Genomic DNA, 25,536 nt, shown 5'->3' with positions numbered 1-25,536 from the left:
TATCCGTGTAATGTTGTTTATTAATAAAAATAATAATAATCAATAAATTATAACTTCTTCAAGGGTTAGAATATATTCTAGTCCATTATTTTGCACAATAAAGTGATCGATTATTTTTGAAATTTGTATAAATAAATACCGTTCTACTTGATTAGGTTGTCGAGGGAGGAACGAGTGATATATACAGAGGCGGAAGTCATTTTCTATTTAGTAATCGATTAAACAGGGATATGGCCTGTTTAATAATAAACAGTCGAGAAGGGAAACATTATGAAAACTCTAATTGCGATCACAGCGGGTATGTTGGTAAGTTTTGCAGTAACGGCTAAACCTACAAGTACATTTCATCAAGAGAAGATGTTTGTCACGGATAACTTCAGTACTAAGCAACAGGCATTAGATGCTGGTTATAGTATTTATGACTCGTTGAACACGGCGAGCAATCAGCAGCTCAGACACAAACTACCTACATTTGGTGATAACGTGAGAGGTGGCATTTCAGTAGACAGTGCTCAGGTCAAAATTGAAGAAATCGCGACTTCACGCGACACAACTATGTACCGTGCAGTTGTAGATATTGACTACTCTTACACAGCAAGAGAATCTAGTACCGACTAATTTGTTCAGTCGCACGCCATCAAAGGCCTCTATATCAGAGGCCTTTGACTTTTAATTTATTGTATTTTTACAAATTTATCGGTATTTCCTGATTTTCTGGCTTTTTGAAATTCTTGATAAATATTTTGTAATTCTAAGAAAGAGAAACCATGTTCTACATAATCAAATACATTGAGTGAAATCGCCAGTTTATATAGCGATAGTGCCTCTGAATATTCCTGTTGAGCTATTTTGTGTTTACCAAGGTAAAAATAAACTTCGGTAAGACGTTGGGCCATTGCCACGTTATTTCCATTACCTTGCATCGCGTAAGCTAAAGCCTGCTCTTCAGATACCTCACCTAATAATATTCCTGCAATCACCCAGCCCCAGTTACCACTATTTGCTTCATAACAATGTGCGAGTCTTTGCTTGGCAGTTTCTTTGTTTGTCTTACTTTCAATAAGATAGTACCAAATTGCACTGTAAGGGTCTTTTGGGTTGTTATTGCTGTAGAGCTCGATGTCTTCTAACGCCAGTTGATATCGACCACCGTAATAGAGTGCGATAGCGCGGTTGTATAACGCATCTTGATTTGAAGGGTCTAAATCTATTGTTGAGTCAAAAGCCTCATAGGCCGCATCAAACTCACCAGATTGGGTGAAATAGACTCCAAGGTGGTTATAGATTAGTGGCTGTCTCGGATTTATGCTGAGAGACTCTCCAAAATCGATTCGCGCTAAATCCTTTAGTCCCACACTTTCATAATAACGTGCTCGCTGATAATAAGCTTTTGCCTTTAACTCATCGTTGATATCACTTCTTAAAAGCAGCTTATTTAGTTTGGCGATCTCAATCTCCTGATCAAGGGTAGATTGAAGAGGTACCGCCATCACTGGATAACTTGCTTGCTGATCATGTTCCTTATGTTCATCTGCAAATACAACATGACTAACCAAAGTTCCTGACAATGCCAGTAAGATGGTTAGTTGTTTGGGTTTGAACATGTTGAAAAACATATATCACCTATGAGTCTTGGTACATATGGGTTTGAGATATCGTGCACCTTTTATAACACGATTGGTTATAAAATGACCACTAATTAATTAAATTATCAATAGCAAAATATGTAAAACTAATGGTTAGATCACGGAGTCTCGGCTAACTCATTGAATCACATGAAGCACTATATTTGATGTCGATTGAGCAGTTGTTAAGTTCAACCGGATATGTGACGTGGGCATTATGAGCTTATAATTTATTTACAAGCTCATAATGTAGGACTTCAGAACAAGGTTTAGTGTGCAGCTTCTACCATTTCAGCACCGCGAAGCATGGCTTGCACTAGCTCGGTAGCATCAAACTTGGTTAAAGCTTCATGTGCACCAACCTGGTGGGCTCTGTCTGCACTCATCTCGCTGGATAGAGAGGTATGAAGAATACGGTATGCTGCGCTTAGACTCGGGTCATTTTGAACTTCAAAAGCCAGTTCATATCCATCTAGACCTGGCATTTCAATGTCACTTACCAGCAAGTCAATTGGCGTACCATCTGATGCTCTTTGTCGCATTAGTTCCAGAGCATCCATACCGTTTTTGCAAACAGAGTATGGGATATTAATACTGTCTAAGGCGTCAGAAAGCTGTTTACGTGCGATGCTTGAGTCGTCAACTAAAAGAATGTTAAGCGGTTTCAGCTTCTCACGTTCAACATCGGTAAGAATCGGAATTTTTGCAGATGCGTCTTGCGGGTAGATCTTCGAAAGAAGAAGCTCCACATCCAGCATTTGAACAATCTTATCCTCATGCCTTGTAATACCGGTTACAAAGACATTTGAACCCGCTGTTTCCGGAGAAGGTTCAATTGAATGCCAGTCACAGTCGATGATTTTATCGATCGAACGCACCATAAAGGCAACAACGGTACGAAGACAGTCAGTAACGATGAGATAAGATTTTTCGTACTCTTCTTGTGCAATAGGTCGAAATCCTATCGCAGCAGCCATGTCAATAACCGGAACCGTAAGATCTCGAATAGTCACCGTACCTATCACATGGTGATGAGAGTAGGGGATTTGAGTTGTCGGCATATAAGGTACAATTTCTCGAACTTTAAGTGTGCCGATTGCAAAGCTCTGTTGGTTAAGTGATAGCTTAAAGAGCAGCATTCCCTGAGATTGATTGGCTTTGCTTTTCATTGGCCGTCCTGATACGTCATTTAAATAGGATTGTTTTTATTTATAGCTTGAATATTACGGCTAGGTGTTTATCAAGATCAAATATTTTCTATTATTGCTTACATCTCGAATAATTCATAACGATAGGATACAATCCGCGACCAGTTTCAAAACAAGATAAGATTTCTCCTATGGCAAGATCCGCAGCAGCACTCCATATATTGGTTAAGCACGAATCTCAGGCAAAAGATATTCTGCAGCAGCTTAAAAAAGGTGCAAAGTTTCAGACACTCGCTAAAAAATATTCTAACTGTCCATCAGGGAAGAAAGGCGGTGATTTAGGTGAATTTCGTCAGGGCCAGATGGTTCCGCAGTTCGATAAAGCCGTATTTAAAAACGAGGTGTTAACGCCATTCATTGTGAAGACAAAATTTGGCTGGCATGTCGTGAAAACATTGTATAAATGTTGAGTGACTACTTGCTGTTTACATAGCAAACCAAGTATGGAGTTTTCAATAGCTCGAAGTGCTTAATCCAGCGCTTCTGGCTATCCTGCAACTTATCCCCTGGTCCTTTTACTTCAATCCAAAGAAACTCTCCATTTTTGAAAGCGATAAGATCTGGCATACCGCTACGGAAATGTCTTAGATCGCTCAGTTGAACCTCGAATAATGAAACAATTTGCTCCGAGGAGAATGTACTTAAAGCAAGTTCCAACAATTCTGGTGTGATAATCGACCAATTGACGAGCGTGTTTGCTGTGCCTTTTTTTTCATTGAAGTGGTTTCGGACTATCTTCTTGTGATCGTTTTTTAGTACCGACAAACGTTCAGTAATCTGTGATTTTCTTCTTTGAATAAAGTCAGGATGGAATAGGTCAAGTGGTTGCTGTTGATAAGGATTTATAAATGCGCCTTCTACAGGTGAGAAAATAATGTCCCAAAATGCTAATCCAAAGAGTGCATTTAACAAGCTGTTTTCAGTATAGAAAGCCTGCCAGCCATTAGCTTCATAATGCTCCTTTACTGCCAACTCAACGCGTTTTGAAGAAAGGTCAAGTGTCACTTTATCTTCTCGAATGGGGTTATTTACAGGACGAGTTATTTTTTCTCCTGCCTTCCTTCTTAAACGAGTGTCTAGTCGTTGTGCGACTTCATGTTCTGGCTGGTCTATGGGAGTGGCTAGCATGTCTTCAACGATCAATGCTGCTTCATTATCAAGGTTTAATTTCTCTAAGATCCTGACTTGCCTTTCTCTGGACGGAGGAAGAGTGGTTTGCTTAAACCAGTACAAGGCTTTATCTGTACATTCTAGTCGTTCATATTCTCTGGCAATAAGATTAATCAGTTTTTCTGTTTTTCGTTTTACATAGTGGTGGGTTAGCTTTTGTGGCAGTTCCTCTGTTAGATGATCAAGAAATGGTTCATCAACCTCTGAAGATAAGTAAAGTTCCTCAGAAAGCTTACTCAGTTGAAGAAGAGCCTCTATTTGAATGCGATGATCAAAAAAACGTAATTGAGTGCTTAGGGTATAAGACTCGAACTTTTGAATGCCAAGGTCACTAACAACAAACTGAGTTAAATCCTGACGAGAGTTTGCAAAGAAGAGAAGTAACAAAACATCAATGATTTGAGCGTTAATTAGCTGATAAATATCGAACGTGAGCTTAATCTGCTCATCAGAATATTTTTCACAGACGCTCTCGATCAGTGCCTGCTTTTTTAAGGATTTATTTTCGTTAGGAAACTGTTTAATGATCTCAGGTTTAGTGAGCAAATTAGTCGCAATTGTCGAGAGTAGTAGTCGGGGATTTATCTCGATGAACTCTTTGGATGCAAGTGCTTTTGCGGCGGCTTGTATGCTTTTAATTTCACTGTAGTTAAGCTTATCGCTGCGAAAGCATTCTCCTTTGCGTGAGAGTAACCTAACCAGTAAACACTGTGCCTCTAAGGGCAGTTGCTCAAAACGCTCAATCCATTCTCGTTCGCTCTGATAAAGAAGATCTTGATACCAGCACAATGCATGAGAAGTCAGCTTGCGAAAATTATCAAGGTAATAATGCGGTGAAAGCTGGGGCTCAGCTAATTGTGTATTAGTACTCGTTTCGTTAGCCATTCAGCGACATATCTCATCATCTCTTAGGTTGTTGGTTATTCTGCCTTGGATTTAGCGCTAAATATAGAATAAAAATTTTCCGCTATATTATGTTGCACTTATGGTAGTTGGTTCTGATAAGGCGTACTTAGTTGCATCTTTGTTATTGAATAATAACTCTAACCAGTCGTTCCTATTTTTTAAGCTTAGCTGGCTTTGTAGATAGTGCTTGACGTTAACGTAATATCTCGTAAATTTATGTTTACGAAACGATATGGAAGTTTTTGCGCCTAACATACAATGAGGTATAAATGAGTACTAAAAATAAAGCCATGCTACTGATAAAAACAGTAAGCTTGGCAGCAATCGCAGCATTTTCCCTTTCCGCTCACTCCGCTGAAAAAGTTTATCGGCTAAAGCTCGCTGAAACCTGGGGACCAAACACCCCTATCCTGGGTGATGCATCTAAGAATATGGCTAAGCTGGCTAACGAGATGTCAAATGGTCGACTACAAATTCGAATTGACTCCGCTAATAAGCATAAAGCGCCATTTGGTGTATTCGATATGGTGAAGTCTGGTCAGTACGATCTGGGCCATTCAAGTTCTTACTACTGGAAAGGCAAGGTTCCAAACACTTTATTCTTCTCTTCTATGCCTTTTGGGATGATGACGACTGAGCAGTACGCGTGGTTCTATCGCGGTGGCGGTATGGAGCTGATGCAAGAGGTTTATGGTCCGCACAATCTTCTTTCTTTCCCTGGCGGTAACTCTGATATTCAGATGGGTGGATGGTTTAAGAAAGAAATCAAATCAGTTGATGATCTGCAAGGCATTAAAATGCGTATTCCAGGGTTTGCCGGTGAGGTTTTTGCTCGCGTAGGTGCAAAACCAACGAACATTGCACCAGGTGAATTGTATACGTCACTGGAGCGCGGAACCATTGATGCATTGGAATGGGTTGGGCCTGCTTTCGATTTACGCATGGGCTTCCAGAATATCGCACCTTACTACTACACAGCATGGCATGAGCCAGGATCTGAAACTCAGTTCCTTGTTAACAAGCGTAAGTGGGAATCGCTACCGAAAGACCTTCAGGTTATCTTAGAAACCGCATTCCGTGTTGCTGCGTTTGACATGTATGTTCAGGCGATTGATGCCAACGCAGTTGCGTGGGATAAGATGCTTGAAGATAACCCAGACATAAAAGTTCGTGACTTCCCGGAAGAAGTCATGGATGCAATGCGCACAGCAACCACAGAACTACTGGCAGAGCAAGCTGCAAGAGACGAACTGGCAAAACGCATCGTTGATTCTCAGGCAGAATATACGAAGAAAGTTCGTGCATGGACGGATATTTCGACGAAAGCTTACTTAGATAGCAGCAAGTTAAATTAATCACTATCGGATTGTAAAATGCCCCGCTTGGACTCTCCGCAAGCGGGGCATATTTTTCTATAGCCTCTCTCTGTTTATCTATAGGGCAATGGACTAATAAGACTCCATCTTTTCTCCACATTCCCTCCAACCTTTTTCAGTAGTGTATATCCAGATAAAAACTATGGATTTGTTGTCAGCAAATTCAAATCATATAAAACACTGGATAGGCTTATGAATACAAAAGCAATTTCTCTGGGTGCATCAACAAATCGACTGACGTCGCTTGTTAACAGAAGAAACTGGAAAATGTTTGTGGGTTACTTTGCCCTGTTGGTAGTACCGTTTCTTGCTACCTATACGCTGGATATGAACGATAAGGGTGCATATATCAGCATACTGGGAATGTTAAATATTATTGCGATGATGGCTTTTTTTGTGCAATTTCCTTTGGGTAGCCGGGTTAGAAAGCTAGCTTTGTTTGCCAATATAGACTGGAGCATGTCGAAACATAAGACAGTAGGGCAGTGGATTGGTGCTTTCTTTCTCCTTCACCCAATCTTGATTTTGGCTCCACGTTTTCAACAGGCATTTACCGATGGCCTTACGAGTGTTGTAGAGGTGATTACCGCTCCACAGATGTTAACGGGGATTCTGGCCTGGGTTGCGATGGTTACCTGGGTATTGATGGCCGTATTTAAGAACAAACTGAAAATGAGCTATGAGATGTGGCGTCTTACTCATCTTATCGGCTTTGTTGTTATTGCTGTGCTTGCAACTTTGCACATTACTAGCGTCGGGAGCCACGGTCAGTTTGAAACTCAGTTTAACAATCTTTGGTGGACACTTTGTGGGGTGTCTGTGTTTCTTGTTTTCTACAACTCATTTGTCAAAAAACTTCGCATAAATGCTACTCCATTTACTTTAGTCAGTACCGAAAAGGTGAGTAGCAGAGATTGGCAGGTCACTCTGAAAAGCCAAAGTGATTTCGATTTTGAAGCTGGTCAGTTTGTCTGGATGAATACATCCGGATCTGTTTTCAACATGAATGAACACCCGTTTTCTATCGCGTCTTGCAAAAAAGATCTTCCCAATATCTCAATGATTATCCGCGAGCTGGGCGACTATACCTCGTCGCTGGACACGTTGCAGGTCGGACAAAACGTTTATATAGATGGCCCATACGGAAGCCTTAGCCTGGCTGAGAGTGATAAGTCTGATGCCATCGCCTTGATTGCTGGTGGTGCGGGTATCGGGCCAATGCTTAGTTTGTTAAGAGAACTGGCCTCCCGCAATGAACAACGCCCGGTGCGTTTGATCTACGGCAATGGCAACTACGATCAAATGGTGCTTCAGGACGAAATAAAGTCGCTTGAAGGGACAATGAATGACTTCGGCCAACAGCTTGTGTGTGTTGAGGAATCGAATCTGGAAGGGGTACATCAGGGTGTTATCGACAAGGCCTGTATCGGCCAGACGCTTCACCAAGCACATACAGGCGACTGGACAGTGTACTTATGTGGCCCTGAAGCGATGATTTCAGGGGTGAAAAAGAGCCTGAAACAACTGAATGTTCCTGCTTCCAATGTTCACTACGAACAACTTTCATTTTAATCACAGGTTTTAGAGGTAACAGATATGCCAATTAGTCAGATTTCCGGTTGTATAGGTTGCAAAACCTGTGTGGAAAGTTGTCCCACGGATGTGATTCAGTTCGACGATAAAAAGAAAAAAGCGGTGATTGCCTATCCGGAAGACTGCCAGATCTGCCATCTATGCAGACTCTACTGTCCGGTAGGTGCCATCACTATTACACCTGAAAAAACACTGCCAGTCATGGTTTCCTGGAGGTAATGAACATGAGCAATAAAATGGATATGTCCAGACGCCAGTTTATAAGCGTTGCTGGTGGTGTGATAGGTGCATCCGCATTTGCATCAATGGCTTTCGCCGATTCTCCGGTCGAGAACCAACCCAAAATTGATGCAAATAGCTTTACCCAGGAGTCACACGAGACCGATGTACTGGTCATTGGTGGAGGCATGGCTGGTTTGTTCGCGGCGGTTAAAGCACACGATGCCGGAGCTCAAGTATTGATGGTTTCTAAAGGTCGGTTGGGTAGCTCCGGTCTTACCCCGTTCGCTAAGGGTATTTTTAGCTATGACAAAGAAAACGCAAAGATGAGCATCGATGAGTTTGTCGCGAAGGTTTCAGAGTCGGCTATTGGTACCAACAACCCGGTATTTACCCGACAGCTCGCGGAACACTCTGCTGATAGAGTTGAAGAGCTCAGATCATGGGGATTCTTTGATTCCCCCCTATATAACAAGTCGTTTATGCGTCCAATGGAAGAGCGAAACATACCTCTGCAAGAGCGGATTATGGTTACGCATCTGATGAAGGAGCAGGGACGTGTTGTAGGTGCCGCAGGCTTTAGCATGGATGAGAATAAGGTTATTTTTTATCACGCGAAAACAGTGGTGTTGTGTACTGGTTCGGGCGGTTTTAAACCTAATGGTTTTCCTATGTGCGATGTCACCCATGACGGAACGATTATGGCCTATGACATCGGTGCTGTGGTAACAGGTAAAGAGTGGAATGATGGACACCCTGCATCGGCAGAAAACTCGGGCTCCTGTTATGACAACTGGGATGGCCAGATTGAGGAGAAACCGGGTATTACCGGCGTTCAGGTAAATCATCATCTTGGTGTTGATCTTAACTATGAAGCTTATGTAAATGGTGGTGCTAAGCCGATGGGGCCTCCTCCAGGCGAAGGGCGACCAGACGGGCCACCACCTAAAGAAGACAACGATCGATACTCTCAAGGGCCTTTTGTGCCAGAAGCTTTTAGGCAGTCAGGCCCACCGCCAAGACCACCAGAGGAAACGGGGCTGTTCTCACTGTTCGGCAAAGCGAAACGATCAGGCCCTCCGGGGATGAGCAGTGACCGTGTTGGTGGCTCTACAGCAGGTATGGCCATTCATAAAGCGGAAGGGCTGGTACCTGTTGATGAAACGGGCTTAAGCACGATTCCCGGGCTATACGCCGCAGGGGATGCATTGGGTTCTTATATGTCTGGTGGTATCTATACTCAAATTGGTGGCTCGTTAGCGGGCTCGGCAGTACAAGGTACATTCGCAGGCGAAGCGGCAGCGAAGGCGAGTCAGTCTGTAGAGCAGATTCAGGTTAGCAAATCAAAGCAGATGCAGATTGAAGAAGAGATCCTGGCTCCACTAAAAAGAGAGTTAGGGTATAGCCCGGCGTGGGTCACTCAGGTGCTTCAGGGGGTGATGATTCCCAACTTCGTACTTTATATTAAGAAAGAGCGGATGATGCAGGGTGCACTGGCTTATGTGGAAGAGCTTAAAGAGCATCACGCCCCAATGCTGTTGGCAGAGGACCGTCATAGTTTAAGATTAGCTCATGAAACGAAGAACATGATTGTGTCAGCGGAAATGAAGTTGAAGGCTTCTATGCTTCGCACCGAAAGCCGTTGTAGCCACTATCGCCTTGATTACCCTGAGATTGACTACGAAAACTGGCAAGCATGGCTGAATCTCTATAAAGATGACAATGGTGAAATGCAGTTCCAGAAGCAACCATTTGATAACTGGCCTGAGCTTAGTTAAAAAGATAGAGCTTGTTTAAACGGATAGAAATCAACCAAAACAGATATAAAAAGCGGCGTCAGAGAAGACGCCGCTATATTTTTGTAAGGTTTGCTATTTGTAAGATTTACTTCGAGAACGTTATAGCCTTGAACTTGCCTTTCAACTTAGTATCACCATAAATCTTATCAAACGCGGTATTACCATTAAGTTTCGTTGTCGGCTGGTAGTAGCGCACGACAAAGTAGTACCCATCTTCTTTAACCGGCATCCAGTAACTACCATCTTTCGGATCTTTAGTACTGAACGTAAAGGTTACATTACCATCCTTGTCTGGCTGAGTATTGTAAGCGTTGTATGACTGGATATCATTACCACCAATCTCTGCCGGGTTGAGTGGCAGGAAGGTATCTGAGCCGTAGCGAGTTACTGACCAGAACTGACCAACCCCCGGCTTGTAAGGCAGCGTGACCTTAAACGGGCCATTTTTACCTTCCAGTCTGCGCCCCTTTTCGTCAACAGCTACGTTTTGATAATAAGCGTGATGTACCGGGAAACCAAGATGACCAAGTAGAGTCCCCGTTGCGCGGATCTTAAGATCCCCGCCTTTTGGATCGTCGATATCCTCAAACATGCCTGGATTACCAACTACCTGACCCGATGAAGCGTAGTCGGCTAGATATGCATATGCCTTTTTATGTGCTTCTGCGTCATAAGTTGCAATCGCTTTTTCAATCAGCTTTTCACTCTGTTTGTAGTGAGTTTTATTGTCATATGTCCACTGCAACACTTGTTGTGGCTCAGAAGTATTAGGCAGCTCTACATCATCAACCACGCCGTAGATTTTTGCCTGATGTCTGATGGCATCTGCAAGTTTGTCATCATTAAAGTTAAATGACTGGGTGCGAATGAAAACAAACGGGAAATAGGACTTGGTTTTAACCACGGTTCCAGAAGGCAGTTTACCTTTGTAATCCTCATGTACCAGAACAATGCGCTCACCCTCTTTGTCTGTGACTTTGTCGAAGATGGTGTAGTGCTCCATATCAAATACCTGAATGCTGCCGTAACGATCATCTCTTGCAGGCGTTTCCACAACCGCGGGACCATACCTCAGGTCGGCTACCGCCTTAGAGTAGAAGTGATCAAGTGCAGGAGTAATCACAAACGAACGGTAGTCACCAATCGGCGGATGATCGAAGGTATTGAGGCCGAAATTTTCAATATGTTTGATGGTTGCATCCATATGATGAGTAATTCGGTATCCAGTGTACTCGGCGGCAGTAGGTTCAGTTAACTGCTGCGCAGATGCATATGTTGACGTTAGTGCGATGATTGAAAGCCCGGTTGTCAGGAACCTGTTTAATCTGGTCATTATGTTTTACCTTTTAAAACTCGATAAATTGAGAACCAACCCAACCTTGTGTTGGTTCAATCTGTTGCTCAGCTTAGTTAATCTGACTATTTAACCTGAGATATAACGGGTGGTTTCCAGCTACCATCGAGAATGGCTTCTTTGCCCCAGTACGCGCGAATGTAAAGCGAGAATGTACCATCAGGTGCTGGTAGCCAGTTACTCTCTAATTTTTTACCAGGGCTCTTGTGACCTGCATAAAGCGTTAACGAGCCATCTTCGTTATATTTCAAAGCCTTATTTTTGGTACCCAGTGAATATCTTTCCAGCTCGTTTGGATTAAACATATGATGTTTGTTGTACATGGTCATCGACCAGAAGCCATTTACGGGTGGGAGCTCGCCCCTTTCGAATGTGATCTTGTAGCTGTTAGCACCATCTAACTGGATATCTTTGCTATCACCATCTGTGTAGAAATATTGCGTCTCTGACGGACGGTTATCAAACATGTTTGACTTTGCGGTACCCAGACGGTTGTAATAATCGATACCCCACTGAGCGTTGTTCTTCGAGCGGTTCCAGCCGTTACCTGCGGGTACACCGTTGTGTTTCCATTTGAAAAACTCGCTGACAACTTTCTCGTCCAGTTCAACCGCGGTTTGTGTAATAGCTCGCTTAATCTCCGGGCTTTGTTCTGCAGCTGCCAGCAGAGCGCGGAAGTTAGCGTACATCGCCTCTTCTCCCGGTAGCGGAGGAACGGAATCCAGTACCCCTCCCAGCTGGTCAAAGAACTTCTCAGGTACTACCCACTTTGTTTCACCATCTGATTTAGGTGCTGGTATAACAGGTGCTTTGGCCCAGTTAGTGTGCTTCACTTTGCCGTTGAACTCGGTTAGCGGGTAGGCAACAATCTCATTAACCAGTGGCTGGATTGCTTCTCTGTCGGCTTCTGTATTATCCATAAATACACGTGGAATAATGTTGGCAAATTCCGTGCTGGAACGAACGACCGCATTGATTCCTTCCGGCACTTCACCCTTCCAGTTAGGACCTGCAATCAGGTAAAAGCCGGGCTCCGTTTTATATGGTTTGCCAAGATGGCCAAACTGATCAGTACGTTGATCGTATAAGGCGTAAACCCAAAAACGATCGCCAAAGTCCGGAACCTGAATAACCACAGGTTGCTCATCAAGAGAGAAAAAGCCAAGGCCGTAAACAACATCCTGATTAGGACAGGTAACAAATGACTGGCCGGGGTTGATGTAGTCATTCAACATAGCGATATGGCCCTGGTTAGCAACAGGTAAAACTCCCGCCAGATGTCCGGGATAAGGGGCCTGAGTGATCGAAGCGCGACGATTAGCCTGATTTACCATTGGCCATCCCCAAAGATATGCCTGTTTTGCGATGCTCTGTGCATACGCAATCGGCATATTAACCTGATGTGATGGTTGAGCCAGAGGAGCAATTTGAGTTGCTTCTGAAGCGAGGCTTATCGCAGAGGTACCTACCAGAGTCAGACTGATAATAGTTGCTAATGTTTTAATTTTCATATGATTGCCTGTTAGTAACCAAAGATGTCATGGGGTATAGATTATTCTTTGCTTCGGCTCCCAACAAGATCTGGAACATTATTGCGGATATACCAAAAGTGATATAGTGCTGGCTGGTAAATCAGCGACTGAACTGGAACAACAGTATGGACAGAACGGCCCTTCATAACCTGGATTTGAATCTGCTCAAAGTATTTAAAGTACTTTCGGAAGAGCGTAAAGCGACACTGGCGGCAAAGCGCCTGGGTATGACACAGCCGGCGGTGAGTCGTTCACTGGCCCGCTTGAGAAATCAGCTTGATGATGAGTTATTTGTCCGGACAAGAGATGGCCTGACGCCAACGGAAAAGGGGCAGCTTCTATGCGACAAGCTCCCTTTTGTCATGGAGTCTCTCGATGATCTGATCAATGAGCTTCAGGTGTTCGACCCATCTACACACACAGCAACGCTCAAAATTGCCATGAACAACTTCTTGTCAGTTTCGTTACCAGCGCAGCTGCATCTTAGAATTCGTGAATCTGCTCCAAATATCAATTTGTATATAGAAAGCTGGAGTAAAGATTCTGTGGCCAGGCTAAGAAATGGTGAGCTGGATATGGGGATTACCTACTATTCATCGGACGTACCTAAGGAAATCATACGCACAACGCTTGCCTATGATCGATTTCAACTGCTAGCCAGAAAAGATCATCCACTGGTTGAGCGCGAGTGTACAAGCGCTGATCTTGCCCAATACCCAATGGTGAGTGCTATTGTTCCGGATTGGAATGAGCAGGTGCCCTTAATAAAAACGCTTGGGGCCAAAGATGGAGAAGAGCTTCAGATAGATTTTCGTTCCGAATCCATTACGGCACTGGCTGAGATCGCCGCTTGCAGTGACGCGATATTTCCTGCATCAGCATACCTTTCCAGAGATTTGTTCCCACAACTTACTTCACTTGAGGTTGAGGATAGTTTTCAACCCAAGCCAGTCGAATTCTCTGTCTTCAACCATTATCGCTTTCGGCAGAGTCCGTTACATAAATGGTTTTTACAGCTCTTTCGTGAGGTGACTCAGGATATGGTGGTTAAATAATCGAAAAGGTAATAAGCATTCATTTTCTGAATGCGCTATTTTGTACAAAATAATGTTACGGGTGTAGGCTAAACTAATCTGAAACGTGGTTCGGTAAAGATTGGGCGTCATGACAGAAAAGAAAAAATGCAAGGAAAAAGCAGATTACAAGATCACTCAGGAGTTGGGTGGTCTTGAGATTCTTGATGCCGAATACGAAACGCAAAACTTTTCTCGCCATAGCCATGAAGGCTATACCATAGGTGTGATTGAAAACGGTGCACAGCGTTTTTACAGGACGGGTGGGCATCATGTTGCTCCACAAGACACCATCATTCTGGTGAATGCTGATGAGGTTCATAGTGGTCATTCTGCGACCGAAGGTGGCTGGGCCTATCGAGCCATGTATCCGGTTCCTGAACAACTTGAAAAGCTAACGAATGAACTTAGCTTGGGTAACTATGGCGCACCGTATTTCCCGAGTGCAGTTGTGTCAGACCCGGATCTTGCCAACCAGTTGAGGTTGGTATTTAACAACATAGAAGACTCCGATAACCGATTGCTGCGTGAAACATTAATATACGGAGCGTTGGTTAAGTTAATTGCTAAGCACGGAAAATCGCGAATCCAGCCAATTGAGCATGGTAAAGCTCAACGGCAACTGAGGTTAGTGAAGGAATTCTTGGATGACTTTCCACAAGCAGACGTTTCTCTTGAAGATCTGGCTAACTTAGCTTCTCTTAGTCCATATCATCTCGCTCGCTCATTTCAAAAAGAGTTTGGTTTACCGCCACACGCGTACCAGATCCAAGCGAGACTCAGATTGGCGAGAAAACTCCTAAAGCAAGGGCATACCATTTCAGATACTGCTCAGGAGTGTGGTTTTCACGATCAGAGCCACTTTCATCGTCATTTCAAAAAAGCGAATGGTTATACACCTGGGCAGTACGTGAAGATGCTTTAGAAAACCACTCTAAATAGCAAGAATGTACAATCGTGTTTGTCTTTCCGACTCTAGATTAATAAAAAAAGAAAATTGTGAGGAATCGTTATGAGCGTTCATAAAGCTCAATCTCAAAGAGGAAAGGAGCTAACGAAAGGGATTTTAGCTGTTATGCCATTGAGTCTCGCTGTCATTCCCTGGGGGATCCTGGCGGGTTCCTATGCCATCGATGCGGGACTTACTCCACTAGAAGCTCAGGCAATGTCAGCAATCTTATTTGCAGGTTCTGCCCAGCTCGTCGCTGCAGGCATGTTTAAAGCGGGTATAGGACTTGGTGCCATGCTTCTGACAACGTTTTTCATCACTTCCCGTCACTTCTTATATAGCGTTTCTATGCGGGAGAAGATAAAGAACCTTCCGACACGCTGGCGTTTGCTTATTGGGTTTTGGTTAACGGATGAGCTGTTTGCTATCTGTAATAGTCAGTCAGATAAAGAGTTTAATCGTTGGTATGCAGCCGGTGTGGGTGGCGGTTTTTACCTTGTTTGGAATCTAGCGAGTTTTGCTGGCATTGTTGCTGGTAGCTATATCCCGGCATTAAACGAAATAGGTCTCGATTTCGCAGTGGCTGCCATGTTTATTGCGTTGGTTTTACCACTGATTAAATCCATACCCGTATTGGTATCTGTCGTGGTTTCTCTAGTCTTATCCGTGGCTCTATACATTCTTCACGTGGAAGGGGCGCTCATGTTTGCTTCAGTTTCTGGAATGGTTGCAGGCTATTTATGTGAGGTTATGTTTAGTGGAAGAGGAAACGCTCGGTCTAAGTTTTTGAATCAGGAAGAAGAGGGGAGAGAAATATGATTATGACAACTATTCTTTTGATGACACTAATCGTTTTCATCAGTCGTTATCTATTTCTTGAGCCCAGCGTACCTCTTAAGCTGACCCATGGAATGAAGCGATTTTTGAGTTACTCCAGTCCTGCAGTATTAACGGCTATCTGGGCTCCCATTGTTTTTGCTCCAGAAGGTGATTTATGGCTGAGTGCCGTAAACCCATATCTAATCAGTGCGTTTGCAGCCGCATTATTTATGTTAAAGACAAGGAATTTGTTACTTACCATCATTGTGAGCATGGCTCTGTTTCTGTTGCTGAACCTTGTTGTATTGCCGCATTAAACTAAAATTATTTGTAGCTGACAGAACAAAACAAGCAAAATAAATCTTAGAAACTGTCTGTAAATTCGCGAAGTCATCGGTTGGCAACTACCTTATATAAAGGGGGGGTGGCGAATCATGGTGAAATATTTTCAGCTGTTTCTTTGCCTTTTATTCACTAGTTTTGTTGCTCGTGCGGATGTTATTTATGTCGTAGAAAGCTATCACGCTGAGTATCTATGGGATCAAAGTTACAAGCGCGGGCTTGAAGAGGTTCTTGGCGCTGACCATGAGCTTGTTTACTTTGAAATGGATACAAAGCGACTCCCCGAATCTATGTATCAGTCTCGTGCTGATAAAGCATGGGAAATGTATATATCACTCAATCCCTCATTGGTTATTTTAGCGGATGACAACGCTTTAAAATATCTTGGACGCAAGTTCGTGAATACAGCCACGCCTGTTGTTTATCTTGGTATCAATGCCAATCCCAGAAAGTATGGTGTGGCAGACGCACCGAACTTTTCAGGTGTCATTGAACGGCCGTTGCTGCTGCGCTCTATTCTGATGCTAAAAAAAATTATTCCTCTAAAACGTATGTTGTTGCTTTTCGATTCTAAAGAGACGAGTAAGGTTTTAAAGGAAGACTTTTTCTACGGGAATGACTCCATCACTTTGGCGGGAATTCATATCGACCTGAAGTTAATAGGGAGCTATAAACAGTGGCAGTCTGAGGTGCTAGAAGCAAAAGTAGCAGGGTACGATGCGATTGTTGCCGGGCTATACCACACTCTTACGGATGAACAAGGAAAGCATGTTAATCCAGAAGAAGTGATTGAATGGACAAGTATTAACTCGCCCTTGCCACCTTTCGGATTCTGGGACTTTTCAGTTGGCCCTACTAAGAATATTGGTGGTTATGTCATTTTTGGTTATGAAGAAGGTAAGCTTGCCGGCCAATTGGCTATTCAGATGTTAGAAGGAAAACGGAATCAGGCGAGGCCGATGATTGGTGGGCAGGGACAGTTTATGTTCAGTAAAAGCCAGTTACAAAAATGGGGGATTACTTTACCCCCATATATTGCTCAACAGTCAGAGTATGTTGAATAGATCAACTTGATAGAGAAACCTATTTGAGTACGGATTGAGTACCCTCATTAAGCAAAAATAACTCTCCTTGACTGTACATATATTCTGTCTGGCACTGATCTTCGTCGGTATAAGTTACTCGAACGTCGTCAGGTATCATGCTGGTAACGGTTAACTTTATTGGTTCGCATTCCGTCAGGTAAATGATCTTGTCCAGCGCTTCCTTGATCTGCTCTCTGCACATAGGTTTCTCCCCCGTTTCTTTACACTACACACTATTTTAGTCGATGAAAGTGGATTAGATAGCGAGTAGTATAATTTTTGTGCGATCATAATGAGCCAATGATGAAATAATACCGATAACATCACATGTTTTATGTAATATTCATGTATACACGATGAAAAGCATGATTTTGCGCAATTCTATTCATCTTTTATTCAGAGAAAAATCGATATAAATCGAATAGCAATAATTTGCCAGTGAAGATAAAAGTAAATCCATTTCAGGTGAGCTATATACTAAATTGACGATGAGATATGGTGAACAAGTTCACGATAGTTCTTCCGATACGCGGTAGTATCTTCAAACTCACTTCGAACAATCATCCCTTCAATTAGAGTCATGATCGACTCAGATCGCTTGTTAATGCATGATGATGTCAGTTTGTCGTTTTTCTTCAGCGCATCAGTGACAACATTTTTCAACCAAATCTTATGTTGTCTGGAGAGCTCAGAAATATTTTCTTCAGATTCTTTGAACTCCGCTAACGCATGCATAAACATACAGCCCTTAAAGTGGGGCTGATCAAACCAATTAAAATGCCAGTCAAGCAGCGAATCCAACTGAGTTTCGGTTGTGATCTGGCCTTGCAACGCTTTATCTACACTGGTCTCAAACCTTTGATGTCTTCGGATTAAAACTTCCTCAATCAACTTAGCTTTAGATGAAAAGTGTCTGTAGAGCGAAGTTTTAGATACCTGAGCGGTATCGCGAATGAGATCGACTCCTACCGCTGTATAGCCGTGTTCATTAAATAGCGCTTCCGCAGTATCCATGATGTGTTCTTTCTTGCTCACTTTTACCTCAATTACAAATTTCAGATCTTTTGCTTGAGTAAAGTGTACAGATCTGTATCATTTGTGTCGAGAGTGTACAGATCTGTACACTATGAGTTTGAGTTTGGTTTTGAGTTAGGAATTGAAATGAGAAAACTAAATGGTGGTGGAGTACTTCCGCCTAAATCGACTGGATTGCAGTTAGCAAAAGGGTTCATTGGAGGAACACTTGGAATATTGGTGTTAAGCCTGCTTGGACAATACTCAGGCACGCCTTGGCTGATGGCTCCTTTTGGAGCGACATGTGTATTGCTATTCGCCGTTCCATCGTCGCCCTTGGCGCAACCAAGAAATGTGATTGGGGGTCACTTTGTAGCAGCGTTAGTCGGCTTGATTGCTCTTTATGCTTTTGGTGACTCGATATACGTGATGTCCCTGGCGGTTGGATTCGCCATTGTGCTTATGCAGCTTCTTCGAATGGTTCACCCACCTGCAGGTGCAAACCCGATAGTGATCATTTTGGCCGGAACCGTTGCTGTAGATTTCAGTTTTCTCATCACACCGGTACTGGTAGGCAGTGTCGCTTTGGTATGCATTGCAACAATCGTCAACAATACATCTTCGCCTGCCAAATGGCCGCTCTATTGGTATGGCAGCAGCGCTAAAGGCACTCAATCCAACGGCTAGTCAGTACGATTAACAGGGGACATGAAAAGAAAATTTAAGACAATATTTATCTCAGATAAGCCAGATTTAGCTTTCTGATATAAATGTCACAAAACTTACTGCTAAGTGGTATCAGTAAGCCTAATTAAATATAAGATCAAGAAGTACATGCCTACGCAGGAAGCTAGCAAATAAATTGGTTTGAAGTTAGTCGACCTTAAACAGAGTCGAATGTGAGGTAATGGTTTTGAAAATTAGAACAGACAGTATTAACGACAACAAGCTTGTTAGAAGTGAAAAGAAGCTATTTGGTATTGCTAATGAGTACCCGGAAGGGGCAACCACTGATTGGCATACTCATGAACGTGATCAGTTTCTTGCCGTTTTCGGTGGTGTTGTTACTGTTTCCACTGAATCGGGCATATGGGTCGTGCCTCCAGAGCGTGCGGTGTACATTCCTCACGATACCCTTCATAAAATAGAAATAACCGATAATGCGTTTGTGAAGAGCCTTTTTATAGACACATCAATTAAGTTTGATGCGCCTCTGTCAAGTACGGTTATTCAGATCTCTCCTCTGGTCAAAGAACTGATTCTTTCCATCTTCAACCTTCCACAAGCCTTCGAGGAAGAAGGCGCAAATGGCCGATTGGTCTCGGTCGTGTTTGACCAAATTGCTCTGTTACCAACGGAGCCGCTATACCTGCCTACCACAGAAGAACCAAGAGTTAAGCGGATTCTTGATGCTTTATACAAAGATCCGTCCATACAGTTCGAGTTAGCCCGCTGGGCAAAAGAGCTGAACGTTAGCCCACGTACATTAACACGACTCTTTGAGAAAGAACTCAGCATGAGCTTTGTCCGGTGTCGACATCAGATAAGAATGCATGCCGCGCTCAGGGGATTGGCCGTGGGCAAACCTGTTGGTGTGGTCGCACTGGATGTGGGATACCAAAGCCAGAGTAACTTCACAATGCTGTTCAAGCGCTTTTTTGGGTGTACGCCTACCCAGTACTTTGAAAGCAGTGCTCTGGTAACGGTCACTTCTAAATAAACATTGCGAACAAGCATAACCGGCTGAACTTGGTATTTTGCGCCAAGGGGATCAGTGCGTCCTGAAATCGCTATTGAGACATAGATAGCAATCGGAATTGGATGTCCTGAATGAGCAAAAACATGACCATTTTGTATCTATTCGGCAATTTCAAACCTTCTTAATATTCATGACATAAATATCAGGAGGTACAAATTGAACAAGAAACTGCATTTTCAGTTACTCAATATCGGGCACGCACTGGACCATTATTTCATATTGATCTTTCCAACAGTGGTGTTGTTCTTAACCGATGTATGGGCAATGTCTTATGACGACCTTTTGAAGATAGGTAGCGTGGGAGTGTTTGCTTATGGCGCAGGAGCACTTCCATCAGGTTGGTTGGCGGACAAATATGGAAGGCATCCAATGATGGTTGCGTTTTTTATTGGAATAGGCGTTTCCTCCATTATGGCGGGCTTAACGAATACACCTACTCAGTTAGGTATCGCACTCGCGTTTATTGGGCTATTTGCAGCCATTTACCACCCGGTTGGTATTCCTCTTGTCTATGAAACTCCGGGAAAAACAGGACGCTTGCTCGCAATCAATGGTATCGCTGGGAATCTGGGGCTTGCCATAGCAGCGATGGTCACTTCTTACCTAGCAGTAACCATCAGCTGGCGAGCAGCGTTTATTTTCCCTGGGGCTATTTCTGTTATATGTGGAATTGTTTACGACATTAAGTTTAGCCGAGCCAAATCAGGCCAACATGTCACGAAAAAAGAACCAAACCTATCTATGCCTGGCAAAGGAGGCATGGTTCTGGTTTTTGGTTGCATTGTCTTAATTGCAACATGCGGTGGGTTGGTATTTAACAGTATTACGACTGCCCTTCCCAAGGTGTTAACCGAAGAACCGCTATTAAAAGATATCTCTTTGGAGAGTATCGGCACTATCGCGACGGCGATCTTTGTATTGGCTTCTTCCACTCAGTTGGTCATTGGAGAACTGATGGAACGCATGAAGGTTCAGTACCTGTTAGCCATTCTAGCTTTTACCCAGATCGTAACTCTCCTGCTCGCTGCGAGCAGTGAATCCAGCATCTTTTTCTTAACCGTTTTGCTCTTCGCCACCTTCGGTCAAATACCGGTGAATGATTGGCTGACAGGACGATTCTCTACCAAAAAATGGCGCTCTCGTTTCTTCGCAGCGCGATACACACTTGGTCTTGGAGTGTCATCCGTCGCTTATTGGCTTATCGCACTTATCTATGCAGAAGGGAACGGTTTTAGCCTGCTATTCCAGACACTTGGACTAGTCATGGTACCTGCCTTCAGCTGTGCGCTGATACTCATTTTTGCGATTAGCAAAATAGACAAAAAGCATGAAGAAAAAATTGCACTCAATGAGTCCTGACTCATGAGTGAAAACACTAATAAATAAAAAAAGTAATAACTTGAAACGAGGGAAATAAATATGAGTTTTATTGAAAAGTTCGAAAGCACTTTTTTGCCCATAGCATCAAAGATAGCTGAACAGAAACATCTGCAAGCCACACGGGATGGTGCGTGGGCTACGATCATCGCCCTTTTTTTATTGTCACTATGATTTGTTTTCACATGGAGTTGTGGAGGAGGCTAAATACGAGACAGTAACGACACACTGTAATCCAAATAAGAAAGCACCAACAATGCAATAGACTAGTAAACCTGCGGGCAACTGGAATACTTTGTAATAGAAATCCCCCGAACCTATCGCACCGAACAGTACGTAAATACTCAGGAACCACCAGATAGTACCTGTTACAACCAAAGAGATAGCCGCCAGAGGCTTTTTGAAGCCTTCTTTATCAAAGCCAATCATTCAAAAGTTACCTACACCTTGCACAAATTGCTGTCAGGTTAGGAAAACAAAAACCAAAATAACAGATACAGAATTTGAGAGTTTTTCTATAACAGATGTTTACTCACTGTTTTGCATCTCCTTTATCAGACAGCCCAGCCTCTTAATCGCCTGTTCAACCTGTCCCGTACATTCGAATGACGAGTTCACGCGAAAACAGTGGTCAAACTGGTGGTTGATGGAAAACATTCTGCCGGGGGCGATACCAATGTTTTCGGCCAGTGCGAGCTGATAAAGTTTGGTTGCATCAAGATGTTTGGGTAGCTCTATCCATAGAAAGTAACCGCCTTCAGAATAATGAATTTTTACATCACACGGGAAGTTCGACGTCATGCACTTCCACATTTCGTATTTTCGTTGTTCTAAAGTTCGTCTTAGCTGACGCAGATGGTTTTCGTAGTTTCTGGTGGTTAAGTATTTAGCAAAAGCGAGTTGAATCGGAGCGCTGACAGATAGGGTACTCATCAGTTGCAGTTTCTGTATCTTCAACGCCATTTTGCCAGCAGCAACCCATCCGATTCGATAGCCAGCGATAAGGGATTTAGAAAACGAAGCACAATGCATAACCATCCCATTGTCATCGAAAGCTTTGGCGGGGAGCGGTTTATCACTGCTGAAATAGAGCTCATTGTTGACATCGTCTTCGATAAGGTGAACCTGATACCTGGAAAGAAGCTCAATCAAGCGCTGTTTTTTCTCCTTGGGCATCGTAAAGCCCGTTGGGTTTTGATGATTTGTCATTAGCCAGCACGCTTTAACACTGTGTGTCTTAAGCGCTTCTTCTAGAGAATCTAAATCCATGCCTTCATTAGGGTCGGTTTTTACAGATAATGCTCGGAGATTAAGACGTTGAAGCGACTGAAAGGCACCGTAGAATCCCGGAGATTCAACCACCACCCAATCACCTGCTTTTGTCACCGCTTGAAGGCTTAGATTCAGCGCTTCCAAAGCCCCGGATGTAATGACAATTTCGTCGGGGTGAACGTGCATTCCCTGAGCGGCGTACCGTTTAGCGATTATGTGTCTTAGTTCTGTATTACCTGGAGGGAAGTTATCTAGAGCACTAGACGTAGGCATAGAACTGGCAGCAGAAGACAGTGCCCGGTTAACCTGATTCTTTGGGTATAGCTTCGGATCGGGATAAACGGTGCCAAAGCTAACGAGATTAGGAGTTCGGCTAGCTTGAAGAACATCAAATATAAAGTCGTTGATATCGACAGTTTCTGAAGCATCAACAGCCAGTGTTGGTTGACTTGATTGAGCGACCGGAACGATTGGTGCGACAACATAGCCAGATCGGGCATGAGAGACTATCCAGCCTTGGCTTTCTAATAGCTGATAAGACTGCATGACGGTCATCAGACTCAAGCCAGATAATTCCGTTTGTTTACGTAGCGAAGGTAGTTTGTCTCCTACTGACCATATCCCATCCTGAATTTGGCTACGTATCTGTTTTGCAAGTCTTTCATATTTAGGCACGATTCGCTCCAACTTTGCTTTTCAATGAGTTATAACAAATCTGGCTATCTGTTATATAAATATAGTTCGATATTGTATCTATTATAGTTTGTTATGGAAACTTATACTTCACACCACTCCCACTATGGACTCAAACGTAGCAGGGCAGACACACTGAATTCTCCAGGGATTAGGCTCCGGGGGAGAGCGACTAATGATATACACAGGGCATGTACCAACTCTGATTAGTAGGCTCGTTGACAAGTGACTCCTATGGTTGGTCTGCATTATCCGACTAGCAGCAGACAGGGTTTGGTGTTGTGTGTCCTTGAGATTCATAGTGGGAGTAACAAGTTATAGCAATGAACACTTACTACTAATGTTCAATACTACGAGCCTCATATTAGAGACATACTGTTCAAATATTTGGAGCGAGACGCATTAAAAAATAGCAATGGGGAAACCAATTAGTCTGATATGAGAATGAACAGTAAAGACATCAGGTTACTTCTATTTGGTGTATCGACAACATTTATTGGGCTTGGTATCGGTCGGTTTGCCTTCGCATCTATCATGCCGGAGCTAGTCTTAAGTGGCTGGTTTTCAGATGTAGATGCTTCATACATCGGTACTGCAAACTTACTCGGTTATCTGGTTGGGGCATTGTCCGCGGGTAAGTTACTCGGGCTTTTAAGTGCAAAGAAGATACTGCTTAGCTCGATACTGGGTATTACACTCAGCTACTTTGTATGCATGTATCCTGGAAACCTATATTGGTTTTTACTATGGCGATTCGTGGCGGGTGTAAGTGGCGCATTATTGATGGTGCTCGGGCCATCTATATCTTTATCTCAACTCTCTAAAAGTAGTCAGGCTATTGGTGGCAATTTAATTTTTACAGGGTTAGGGTTGGGCATACTGCTCTCAACAGCAATTGCGCCAATAACCGGTTTTTTCGGACTCTCAATGTCATGGATGTTTCTGGGTGTAGTTGCTCTGTTGTTTGTGCCTTTTGTTTTGCATACCATCAATCACAATGAGGCTGAGTTAAAAAGAGAACCCCAAAAGACAAAGAAAAATCGAATCAATATTTTTAGCCACAAAAGCGTCCTCTTCGTTATCCTCGCTTATGCGATGCAAGCGATAGGTTATGTTCCTCATACCGTTTTTTGGGTGGATTATCTGGCTAGGGAGCAGGAGCTTGGAACTTACGTAGCTTCGATTCAATGGATGTTCTTCGGTATTGGGGCGATTTTGGGACCATTGCTATTGGGCGTCGTCACCCACCATTTAGGCTGGAGCAAAGCGCTACTAATCGCATTCATCATCAAAACTATTGGTATCGCTCTACCTGTCTTTTCTTCAAGTTTTGTCAGTTACACCCTTTCTTCTTTCCTGGTCGGAGCGATGCTGCCATCTATCGTAGCACTGGTTTCTGGTACTCTGTATACCTTGGTTGGCGCTGAGTTACACAAGCAGTTTTGGGGTGTAGCAACGTTTGTTTTTGCTGCTCTTCAGGCGGTATCGGGCTATACCATGTCTTTATGGTATAGCACTCACGGTAGTTACGAATCTCTTTTTGCAATCGCAACCCTATGTTTAACCACAGGTTCATTATTTGCTGCTATGAGTCTTTTAGGTAAAAAGGAATGTATACGAGAAGAGGAAACTTCTACTTAATAGAATTTCACCATAAGAGTGCGTAACTTTGATAAAGCTAGATTGCCAACGCTTAAGCTATTCATTCCTTAAGTTGTTCGTTCCGCTATCTGTATCGGAAGCTAACTAACGAAACGAGAAACCCTTTTATATACTGAGCCACGTTGTCATTCGAATACATCGTGGCTCAAAGCTTAGATAGCAATATTATTTTTTAAAGCGGTATACCTAAAGCGTTACGCTCTTAACCATTCCAGCTTCCGCATGTCCAGGTATGTTGCATGAGAACTCGACATTTTTGTCACCATGAAAGTGCCACAGCAGTTGTTTCGCTTTACCTGGTTTAACTGTTACAGCGCTACCGCTGTCGTGCTCATGATTTCCCGTGCTTTTCATCATCTCACGATGCTTCAATTGCTCAGCAGCACTACCAATTGAGAACTCATGGTCAATTTTTCCGGTGTTCATCACTACAAACTGAACCACATCGTTGGACTCAATCTTTACCTCTTTTTTAAAACGGATTTTCATATCGTCTGACAAAAGGACATGAACCACTTTATCTGGTTTTTCTCCCATCGCAGGCATACCCACATCAGACATGCCTTCCATCGACATGCTGGAGTGGTCCATTTTCATATTGTTCATTTCAGAATGGTTGTGTTTTTCTTCGGCAATTGCAGTGCCAGAAAGAGCAACTAGTGCCAGAGTGATTAGTGTCTTTTTCATAATAAACCTCAGTTTTGTATTC

25 protein-coding genes are annotated in these 25,536 nt (G+C 43.2%); 15 read left to right on the top strand and 10 right to left on the bottom strand.

Annotation, left to right across the window (positions count from 1 at the left end):
* Positions 1 to 270: 270 nt before the first annotated feature.
* Complete coding sequence (locus SNR28_RS06025; RefSeq protein WP_375748308.1) at positions 271 to 618, top strand: DUF3316 domain-containing protein; 348 nt, start codon at positions 271 to 273, stop codon at positions 616 to 618.
* 56 nt (positions 619 to 674) lie between these two features.
* Here the strand turns inward: SNR28_RS06025 and nlpI are convergent, their stop codons facing one another.
* Together nlpI and SNR28_RS06015 are read right to left on the bottom strand one after the other, a co-directional pair.
* Entirely contained in the window at positions 675 to 1,616 is a 942-nt protein-coding gene (nlpI, locus tag SNR28_RS06020) for a lipoprotein NlpI (protein ID WP_375748307.1), read from the bottom strand.
* A gap of 278 nt (positions 1,617 to 1,894) precedes the next feature.
* Complete coding sequence (locus SNR28_RS06015) at positions 1,895 to 2,794, bottom strand: chemotaxis protein (RefSeq protein ID WP_375748306.1); 900 nt, start codon at positions 2,792 to 2,794, stop codon at positions 1,895 to 1,897.
* A 170-nt stretch (positions 2,795 to 2,964) separates the two neighbouring features.
* On the opposite strand from SNR28_RS06015, the gene ppiC reads away from it, so the two are divergent.
* A complete protein-coding gene (gene ppiC, locus SNR28_RS06010; RefSeq protein WP_375748305.1) occupies positions 2,965 to 3,243 on the top strand; it encodes a peptidylprolyl isomerase PpiC in 279 nt (92 codons plus the stop codon).
* Between the two features lie 4 nt (positions 3,244 to 3,247).
* Here the strand turns inward: ppiC and SNR28_RS06005 are convergent, their stop codons facing one another.
* The gene (locus SNR28_RS06005; protein ID WP_375748304.1) at positions 3,248 to 4,888 is read right to left on the bottom strand and encodes a VRR-NUC domain-containing protein; all 1,641 of its coding nucleotides are present in this window, start codon (positions 4,886 to 4,888) and stop codon (positions 3,248 to 3,250) included.
* A gap of 311 nt (positions 4,889 to 5,199) precedes the next feature.
* Between SNR28_RS06005 and SNR28_RS06000 the strand changes: the two genes are divergently transcribed.
* The 4 genes from SNR28_RS06000 (at position 5,200) to SNR28_RS05985 (ending at position 9,875) form a co-directional block, all read left to right on the top strand.
* Positions 5,200 to 6,264, top strand: coding sequence for a TRAP transporter substrate-binding protein (locus tag SNR28_RS06000; protein WP_375749907.1), 1,065 nt, complete (start codon positions 5,200 to 5,202; stop codon positions 6,262 to 6,264).
* Between the two features lie 213 nt (positions 6,265 to 6,477).
* Entirely contained in the window at positions 6,478 to 7,857 is a 1,380-nt protein-coding gene (locus SNR28_RS05995) for a ferric reductase-like transmembrane domain-containing protein (RefSeq protein ID WP_375748303.1), read from the top strand.
* Positions 7,858 to 7,881: 24 nt separating this feature from the next.
* A complete protein-coding gene (locus SNR28_RS05990) occupies positions 7,882 to 8,097 on the top strand; it encodes a ferredoxin family protein (protein WP_277822881.1) in 216 nt (71 codons plus the stop codon).
* 5 nt (positions 8,098 to 8,102) lie between these two features.
* Positions 8,103 to 9,875: an FAD-binding protein gene (locus tag SNR28_RS05985; RefSeq protein ID WP_375748302.1), complete on the top strand. Its 1,773-nt coding sequence runs from the start codon at positions 8,103 to 8,105 to the stop codon at positions 9,873 to 9,875.
* Between the two features lie 106 nt (positions 9,876 to 9,981).
* Here the strand turns inward: SNR28_RS05985 and SNR28_RS05980 are convergent, their stop codons facing one another.
* Both SNR28_RS05980 and SNR28_RS05975 read right to left on the bottom strand, forming a co-directional pair.
* Positions 9,982 to 11,229, bottom strand: a complete 1,248-nt coding sequence (locus SNR28_RS05980; protein ID WP_375748301.1) for a DUF1254 domain-containing protein — start codon at positions 11,227 to 11,229, stop codon at positions 9,982 to 9,984.
* 86 nt (positions 11,230 to 11,315) lie between these two features.
* Positions 11,316 to 12,761 (bottom strand): DUF1254 domain-containing protein, encoded by a 1,446-nt coding sequence (locus SNR28_RS05975; protein ID WP_375748300.1) that lies wholly within the window; start codon positions 12,759 to 12,761, stop codon positions 11,316 to 11,318.
* Positions 12,762 to 12,907: 146 nt separating this feature from the next.
* On the opposite strand from SNR28_RS05975, the gene SNR28_RS05970 reads away from it, so the two are divergent.
* The 5 genes from SNR28_RS05970 to SNR28_RS05950 all read left to right on the top strand — a co-directional run bounded on the left by SNR28_RS05970 (position 12,908) and on the right by SNR28_RS05950 (position 17,029).
* The gene (locus SNR28_RS05970; RefSeq protein WP_375748299.1) at positions 12,908 to 13,837 is read left to right on the top strand and encodes a LysR family transcriptional regulator; all 930 of its coding nucleotides are present in this window, start codon (positions 12,908 to 12,910) and stop codon (positions 13,835 to 13,837) included.
* Between the two features lie 109 nt (positions 13,838 to 13,946).
* On the top strand, positions 13,947 to 14,780 hold the full coding sequence (locus SNR28_RS05965; RefSeq protein ID WP_375748298.1) for an AraC family transcriptional regulator: 834 nt from the start codon (positions 13,947 to 13,949) through the stop codon (positions 14,778 to 14,780).
* Between the two features lie 87 nt (positions 14,781 to 14,867).
* Positions 14,868 to 15,623 carry an AzlC family ABC transporter permease gene (locus tag SNR28_RS05960; RefSeq protein ID WP_375748297.1) on the top strand — a complete coding sequence of 252 codons (756 nt, stop codon included), beginning with the start codon at positions 14,868 to 14,870 and terminating at the stop codon, positions 15,621 to 15,623.
* Positions 15,620 to 15,940: an AzlD domain-containing protein gene (locus tag SNR28_RS05955; RefSeq protein WP_375748296.1), complete on the top strand. Its 321-nt coding sequence runs from the start codon at positions 15,620 to 15,622 to the stop codon at positions 15,938 to 15,940. The genes SNR28_RS05960 and SNR28_RS05955 overlap by 4 nt, the downstream gene beginning before the upstream one ends.
* 117 nt (positions 15,941 to 16,057) lie before the next feature.
* The gene (locus SNR28_RS05950) at positions 16,058 to 17,029 is read left to right on the top strand and encodes an ABC transporter substrate-binding protein (RefSeq protein ID WP_375748295.1); all 972 of its coding nucleotides are present in this window, start codon (positions 16,058 to 16,060) and stop codon (positions 17,027 to 17,029) included.
* 19 nt (positions 17,030 to 17,048) lie between these two features.
* Here the strand turns inward: SNR28_RS05950 and SNR28_RS05945 are convergent, their stop codons facing one another.
* Positions 17,049 to 17,252 (bottom strand): hypothetical protein, encoded by a 204-nt coding sequence (locus SNR28_RS05945; RefSeq protein ID WP_375748294.1) that lies wholly within the window; start codon positions 17,250 to 17,252, stop codon positions 17,049 to 17,051.
* A 275-nt stretch (positions 17,253 to 17,527) separates the two neighbouring features.
* Positions 17,528 to 18,085 (bottom strand): TetR/AcrR family transcriptional regulator, encoded by a 558-nt coding sequence (locus SNR28_RS05940; protein WP_375748293.1) that lies wholly within the window; start codon positions 18,083 to 18,085, stop codon positions 17,528 to 17,530.
* 126 nt (positions 18,086 to 18,211) lie between these two features.
* Here SNR28_RS05940 and SNR28_RS05935 point away from each other — a divergent pair, with 126 nt between their 5' ends.
* The 3 genes from SNR28_RS05935 to SNR28_RS05925 all read left to right on the top strand — a co-directional run bounded on the left by SNR28_RS05935 (position 18,212) and on the right by SNR28_RS05925 (position 21,182).
* A complete protein-coding gene (locus SNR28_RS05935) occupies positions 18,212 to 18,751 on the top strand; it encodes an HPP family protein (protein ID WP_375748292.1) in 540 nt (179 codons plus the stop codon).
* A 226-nt stretch (positions 18,752 to 18,977) separates the two neighbouring features.
* Positions 18,978 to 19,784 carry a helix-turn-helix transcriptional regulator gene (locus SNR28_RS05930; protein ID WP_375748291.1) on the top strand — a complete coding sequence of 269 codons (807 nt, stop codon included), beginning with the start codon at positions 18,978 to 18,980 and terminating at the stop codon, positions 19,782 to 19,784.
* Between the two features lie 195 nt (positions 19,785 to 19,979).
* Entirely contained in the window at positions 19,980 to 21,182 is a 1,203-nt protein-coding gene (locus tag SNR28_RS05925) for an MFS transporter (protein ID WP_375748290.1), read from the top strand.
* A gap of 186 nt (positions 21,183 to 21,368) precedes the next feature.
* Here SNR28_RS05925 and SNR28_RS05920 read toward each other — a convergent pair whose 3' ends face one another.
* Positions 21,369 to 21,629 carry a hypothetical protein gene (locus tag SNR28_RS05920; protein ID WP_375748289.1) on the bottom strand — a complete coding sequence of 87 codons (261 nt, stop codon included), beginning with the start codon at positions 21,627 to 21,629 and terminating at the stop codon, positions 21,369 to 21,371.
* A gap of 99 nt (positions 21,630 to 21,728) precedes the next feature.
* Positions 21,729 to 23,147, bottom strand: a complete 1,419-nt coding sequence (locus SNR28_RS05915) for a PLP-dependent aminotransferase family protein (protein ID WP_375748288.1) — start codon at positions 23,145 to 23,147, stop codon at positions 21,729 to 21,731.
* A 462-nt stretch (positions 23,148 to 23,609) separates the two neighbouring features.
* Between SNR28_RS05915 and SNR28_RS05910 the strand changes: the two genes are divergently transcribed.
* Positions 23,610 to 24,806: a YbfB/YjiJ family MFS transporter gene (locus tag SNR28_RS05910; RefSeq protein WP_375748287.1), complete on the top strand. Its 1,197-nt coding sequence runs from the start codon at positions 23,610 to 23,612 to the stop codon at positions 24,804 to 24,806.
* Between the two features lie 207 nt (positions 24,807 to 25,013).
* Here the strand turns inward: SNR28_RS05910 and SNR28_RS05905 are convergent, their stop codons facing one another.
* Positions 25,014 to 25,514 carry a cupredoxin family protein gene (locus SNR28_RS05905; protein ID WP_375748286.1) on the bottom strand — a complete coding sequence of 167 codons (501 nt, stop codon included), beginning with the start codon at positions 25,512 to 25,514 and terminating at the stop codon, positions 25,014 to 25,016.
* Positions 25,515 to 25,536 lie beyond the last annotated feature (22 nt).

The organism is Vibrio iocasae (genome assembly GCF_042245395.1).
Classification (GTDB): Bacteria; Pseudomonadota; Gammaproteobacteria; order Enterobacterales; family Vibrionaceae; genus Vibrio; species Vibrio iocasae.
This window is presented reverse-complemented; position numbering and strand designations above follow the sequence as displayed.